Below are 6,292 nucleotides of genomic sequence, written 5' to 3'. Positions count from 1 at the left end.
CCGTTTCTCTCCTCGCAAAATAGATATTGGTAAAAAGGAAATTCGCATATTTATGCGGTTTGTTCCTCGGGATGCTTTCGAAATTGAAGCTCATACAGCTCTGCATAATGACCTCCCTCGGCAAGGAGCTGATCATGGGTACCCTGCTCTTTCAGTTCGCCATCGGCAAGGACACAGATCGTATCCGCCCGTTCAATCGTAGACAATCGATGGGCAATAACTAATGTCGTACGATCCTTCATCAGCTCATTTAAGCCCTGCTGGACTTCATATTCCGATTCTGCATCCAAAGCCGAGGTCGCTTCATCCAACAGCAAAATCGGTGCATTTTTGAGCAAAGCACGGGCAATTGCGATCCGCTGTCTTTGACCGCCGGACAAATTGGCTCCGCGTTCACCGACAATCGTGTCGTACCCCTCTGGCAGCTCGCCTATGAAGCCGCTGGCATAGGCTGTTTTGGCCGCAGCCTCTACTTCTTCATCCGTGGCAGCCGGTGAGCCAAAACGGATATTATCCGCTACTGTACCGTGGAACAGCGTAGCCTCCTGTGGTACATAGGCCATTAAATCCCTGACCTCATCCAACGGAAATTCTTCTGCCAAGCGACCACGAACCCGCAGCACACCTTCGTCCGGTGGGTAAAATCCCAGCAACAGCTTCATGACTGTGCTTTTGCCACCACCACTCGGGCCGACAAGCGCGGTTACCTGCCCTTCTGGCACGACCAAGTTTAACCTTTGCAGCGTTGGATGGTCAGGCTGATAGCCAAAGGTGATGTCGTGCAGCTCCAGCGCAGCCGGAGTCTGTTCAATGGCGTGGTCTGAACGCAAGCTCTCAACATCGCCATAGAATCCCCCAGATTCACGGGCTGATAAAGCTGCCGTCTCGGGATCGATAAGCCTAGTCAGCGGTCCCTTCTTTTTAGCCGCGGGGAACTGCTCCTCTTCCTTCGACTCATCCAGAATTTCGCGGATACGCGCCAAGCCTGCCAAGGAGTTTTGTAACAGTGTTACAGCCGCCCCTAGCTCCAAAAACACCGTTGAAATACCGGTTTGCAGCTGCACAATCTGTCCCAATACCCCCAGTTCCATTTGCTTCTGCGATACCAGAATCAATCCGGCGACAAGCACACCGCCCAGCGTGATGAACTCTATGACAAAATTGCACATATCCTGCAAGCCCATATGACGTCCCTGCCGAATGCTGATGCGGTTTATGTCCTCGCTTGCATCGTTACAAAGTCCACCTACCTTTGTCCTCAACCCAAACAACTTCACCGTCTGCAAACCGGAAAGCAAATCACTCAATCGTTCCGTGAACCTGCTCATCCGTCCCTGTAACTCTTCACTCGTCTTTCGCATTTTCTTCGCGAAATGAGCGTTTATCCAGGCTGAAGCCAGCCCAAGTAAAACCGCCATAATCCCAAATCGCCAATCCAGAACCATCAAAATGACCAACGAGCCCAAGAAAAGCGAAATTTCTAGTATAATCGAGCGGATATGAACGGTGTAAGCCTGCTCCAGCGCCTGTACATCGTTCGTCATACGGGATACAAGATCACCCGAATGGTGTTTTTCGGCTTTTTCGTACGATAGCTTGACAATGTGGCCAAATAGTTTCATTCGTACATCGGCAATCGCCAGCTTTACACACCGTTTATACATATAGCTGCACAGGGGGGAAATAAGACTTAATGCCAAAAATGTACCACTGACCAAATAGACCGCTCGGTATAGCTCCTGTACATCGCCATTAACCGCAAAATTCAGCAAATAATGCACCACGAAAGAAAGTAAAATCGTGATGCTGGCATTGGTCAGACTATTGCCAACCAGCCCGGTAAAATACCATTTTCGATGCGGCTTCATCAGGGACATCAACTGCTTAAATTCATAAAACCCCTGCTTGAAGGTCACGACGCTCACTCCTTTCCTCAGGCAACGAATTACCGTTTTCCGCCGTATGCTGTTCTTCTTCAAAATTTTTCAAATACAGCTTTCGGTACACACCATCACGACCTAGTAATTCCTCATGAGAACCCGATTCCACAATGCTCCCCTGATCGAGTACAATAATACGGTTCGCCTGACGTACGGTTGACAGTCGATGAGCAATGACCAGTACCGTCCGGTTTTGCATTACCGCATTCATCGCATTCTGCACCTGAGCCTCCGACTGACTATCGAGTGCTGAAGTCGGCTCGTCCAATAAAAGCAGCGGAGCATTTTTCAGTAATGCTCTTGCTATAGAAATACGCTGTTTTTGACCGCCAGACAATCCGCCTCCCCGCTCGCTCAACAGGGTTTCATAGCCCTCGGGAAGTTGAACAATAAAATCATGCGCATGTGCCGCTTTCGCCGCCTCGACAATTTCTTCCCGAGTCGCCTCCAGACGTCCATATCCGATATTTTCTGCAATGGTGGCCGGAAAAAGCGACGACTCCTGAGATACCATCGAAATATGACTGCGCAGGCTTGTTAAATTCCAATCTGTCAAACTCTTTCCAAATAGTTGAATGGTTCCGGCATGCTCTCCAGGCTCATTAAATCCGCAAAGCAGCTTGAAAATCGTGCTTTTACCGCCACCGCTGGCACCGACAATCGCCACCATATCCCCTTGCCCTGCCTGGAAGCTGATATCCTTCAGCACTGTGTTCCCTTCATCGTAGCCAAAGGTCAAATGCTCAAAGCTGACTACAGCAACACCATCAACGCCATCATCGCTTTCTGCTCCGCCTTCACTCATTCGGTTGGCTTCCCCATCTGCATCGTCTTCCAAATGAGGCGCCCTATTCTCTCGCCTCTGATCTACCAAGGTCATTTCGCCGTCCTGACGTTCATTCTGCCAATCCAGCACCTCAAACAAATGCTTTGCGGCTCCACCCGCTTCCTTCATTTGCGAAATGATTGTCGGCAGCATGGCAATCGGCTGTAATATGAACGAAATCAGGTATAAAAAAAGTACTATGCCTCCAGCATTCAGCTCTCCATGTTGTATCAGGTATCCTCCGTATACAATGACCAAAATAATTGGTGTTGCCAGCATCATCACACCTACTGGAGTAATGGCTGCATAGCGCTTTTCTAGCCTTAAGCCGCGCTTGACGACCTCCTCCATAATCACCATATACTTCTTCAACAGCACAGCTTGCATATTGAATGCCTTGACGATAGGGATTCCTCCGATTGCATCTTGCCCCACAGCGTTCAAATGAGCAATTTTCTCCTGAAGATCTGCGGAATATTTTTCAATCGGCTTGCTCATTAGTGATGTTATGATCATTCCTATTGGCATGAGCGCAAGACTTGCCAATATCAGTTTCCAGCTTGTCAGTAAAAGCAATATGAGTGATGCCGTAAACACAAGCGGTAAATAAAACAGATTGGAAAACTGCTGGATAAAAAAGTTCTGTAATACTGCCGTATTATTGGTTAGACGGGATACCAAATCTCCGGTAAATTTCCTTTCCACGCTGGAAACCGGTAAATCGCAAAACTTATGTACGAGATCGCCTCTCAAGTCGCGCAGAGCACTAACACTAAAACGCGCTGAAGCGTACCTCATCACAAACTTACAGGGCATTCCAATTAGCGTCATCCCAACAACCAGATAGATCATGTTCTGGGTAGAGGAGAATGTCCCCTGTGCCATTTGCTCAATAGCCTTACCCAAAATAATGTCAATAGCTGCCAAACACAAGGAGGCGATCACCGTTATGAAAACCCATAGATTATACGGCCTTACATAACGTGCGAGTCTCCGAAAAGCAGAATTTGATCGAAACAAGGGCATCCCTCTTTTCGTTGCCCACACTTTTTCAGTGCGAACTTTTTATATTGGCTGTGGACGTCGTTGAGATAAACTCTGGGTTTGGATGCATGAGTATCCGTACAGAATAAAATGCGATTTTGAACTATGCTGGAATTTGCATCTTGTTTGTGGGTTGGTTGTCGATTGTTGCTGAGATGGTAATAACGAAGTGTATCGTGATGTGTGGGACATTCAACTCTGTCTGAATCGTGGTTGTAGGGTGCTTGTGTTGTAAGCTGTATGAGCTGCCGCCGCGTGGGCCATCGGCGAGGATGTAGAAAGAATGTTCTCGACTGCGCTCATAACTTCTTGTTCTTGTTCATGGATGAAAAAGTGATTACCTTCGAACATCTGAACATCCATAGGTGATGTCGTATGCTGTTGCCAGGCATGGAGTGAATCTGTGCTAACCTCAAAATCCTTCATTCCGCCTAAAACGGTCATCGGACATACCAGTGGATTTCCCGGCTGATAAACATAAGTTTCACATACCTTAAAATCTGCACGCAGACGAGGCATAATAATTTGCATCAATTCTGCATTTTGCAGCACCTCTTCAGGTGTTCCCTGCATCAAACGAAGCTCTTCGGTGAAAGAATCGTCTGCTAAATCATGGAGTCGTTTTTTGGAGTATGGAAGATGTGGTGCGGATTTACCAGATATGATGATATGCACAGGTAGCTTTCCAGTTTTGCTGTACAACTGTCGTGCTGTTTCAAATGCAATCAGTGCACCCATACTGTGCCCAAAAAAAGCGAACGGCTTATGCATGTATGGGGCCATAGCGGGAATCAACGATTGAACGATGTCCTGAAGAGTATCCATTGGAGCTTCTGTTGAGCGGCTTTCACGTCCTGGAAGTTGTATAGGCAACACGTTAATATCAGGCGCGAACCTAGACTTCCAAGAGTTAAATATGTAAGCGCCACCACCAGCGTAGGGGAAGCAAAATAGTTGGAGCTTCGCAGTCGGTTGGACCTCTGTTTTTGCGAACCAAGATTGTGATCGAGTTGTCAAATGAATTCCTCCATCCTCTATGCAGTTCATAATTTTACAGTAAATCCTTATATCTCTTTTTTTCTTCCAGCACTTTCTAACTGTTTTTAAATATACAAACTTTAAAACCGCTTGGCATGGGACAAAAGGGCTAAATTGATGGAGCTCATAAAAATAAAACAAAATCCATATTATGTTATTTGTTTCCAAACTTCAAAAGCAACAATTTCACTTTTTGTATTAGTTATCTGTCAATCATGATCTGTTAATTTAGTTTAAAACGAAATTTTTGGTTTTCACGAATTTTGTAAAACTAAACTCATTATGATTTACATTGAAGCTCCAACCCCTTATCCTACAACAATTTTATCTTTACATGCCATTAACATAAATGTAACAAATTCAACCTGATATCATCCGACAAATTCCGCCTTTTTCCGCAACTCTCTTTAACCTCCTAAATAATGGATCTAATTTGTATCAAGCTCACATAAGCCAAAATTAATAACTCTTTAATTTTGTAATAAATATTGTTATTTCATAGTCCTAAATGACTATATTTTTCATATTTTTTTCTGACTCTTCGTCTAAAAAATTCAGTTCGGATTGAGTTTTTCTCTCCCAAAGCTATGAATTTTCTTTTCAAACTCTAATAGAAACGTTTCTATCTCGCTTCAAAAGTACCTGTTCTCTAGAAATTTATAGCCTTACTTTTAATCTTCCCCCTCAAAAAACAGTAACGGCAAACAGCAAGGCTCCCTGTTGTTGGAGACTTGCTGCTTTATAAATTTCATTATGTTTGACTTCACTATCGGTCGATATGCAGAGTGTTGTAAGCTTTATTGTAGTTATCCCCCAATCATATTAATTTAGTGGAATGGAGTATATGTATGGGTTTCTTGTATATTTTCCAAAACGCGAAAGCCTTATGGTATACAAAAAGAGCACAGCCCATCAAGGCTGTGCTCTTTTATCTTGCTTGGCGACGTCCTACTCTCCCAGGACCCTGCGGTCCAAGTACCATCGGCGCTGGAGGGCTTAACGGTCGTGTTCGGGATGGGTACGTGTGGAACCCCTCCGCTATCGCCACCAAACATGAATTTACATCGTAAATTCTTCCGTATGGTTATTCGGTTCATCACTTATCGTGTGAATGAATAGCCATGCGCTTATCATATGTCACTTGTACATACTTTCAAGGTTACACCCTGAAAACTGGATCCGAAACTCATTGCGTTTTATTCTTAGGATAAGCCCTCGACCGATTAGTATTGGTCAGCTCCATGCATTACTGCACTTCCACCCCCAACCTATCTACCTCGTCGTCTTCAAGGGGTCTTACTAATTGGGAAATCTCATCTTGAGGGGGGCTTCACGCTTAGATGCTTTCAGCGCTTATCCCTTCCGTACATAGCTACCCAGCGGTGCTCCTGGCGGAACAACTGGTACACCAGCGGTACGTCCATCCCGGTCCTCTCGTACTAAG

3 protein-coding genes and 2 rRNA genes are annotated in these 6,292 nt (G+C 45.5%); all 5 read right to left on the bottom strand.

All coding sequences use genetic code 11. From position 1 onward, the window contains the following. Window positions 1-50: 50 nt before the first annotated feature. A complete protein-coding gene (locus BM358_RS09610; RefSeq protein ID WP_028541394.1) occupies window positions 51-1,916 on the bottom strand; it encodes an ABC transporter ATP-binding protein in 1,866 nt (621 codons plus the stop codon). Then, window positions 1,891-3,786 (bottom strand): ABC transporter ATP-binding protein, encoded by a 1,896-nt coding sequence (locus BM358_RS09605; protein ID WP_028541395.1) that lies wholly within the window; start codon window positions 3,784-3,786, stop codon window positions 1,891-1,893. The genes BM358_RS09610 and BM358_RS09605 overlap by 26 nt, the downstream gene beginning before the upstream one ends. 216 nt (window positions 3,787-4,002) lie before the next feature. Beyond that, window positions 4,003-4,827 carry a thioesterase II family protein gene (locus tag BM358_RS09600; RefSeq protein WP_028541396.1) on the bottom strand — a complete coding sequence of 275 codons (825 nt, stop codon included), beginning with the start codon at window positions 4,825-4,827 and terminating at the stop codon, window positions 4,003-4,005. A 956-nt stretch (window positions 4,828-5,783) separates the two neighbouring features. Further along, window positions 5,784-5,900 (bottom strand): 5S ribosomal RNA (rrf, locus tag BM358_RS09595). 151 nt (window positions 5,901-6,051) lie between these two features. Beyond that, window positions 6,052-6,292: ribosomal RNA gene (locus BM358_RS09590) — 23S ribosomal RNA — on the bottom strand; the annotation flags it as partial.

It is taken from the genome of Paenibacillus sp. cl130, assembly GCF_900116035.1.
Taxonomy (GTDB): Bacteria; Bacillota; Bacilli; order Paenibacillales; family Paenibacillaceae; genus Paenibacillus; species Paenibacillus polymyxa_B.
This window is presented reverse-complemented; position numbering and strand designations above follow the sequence as displayed.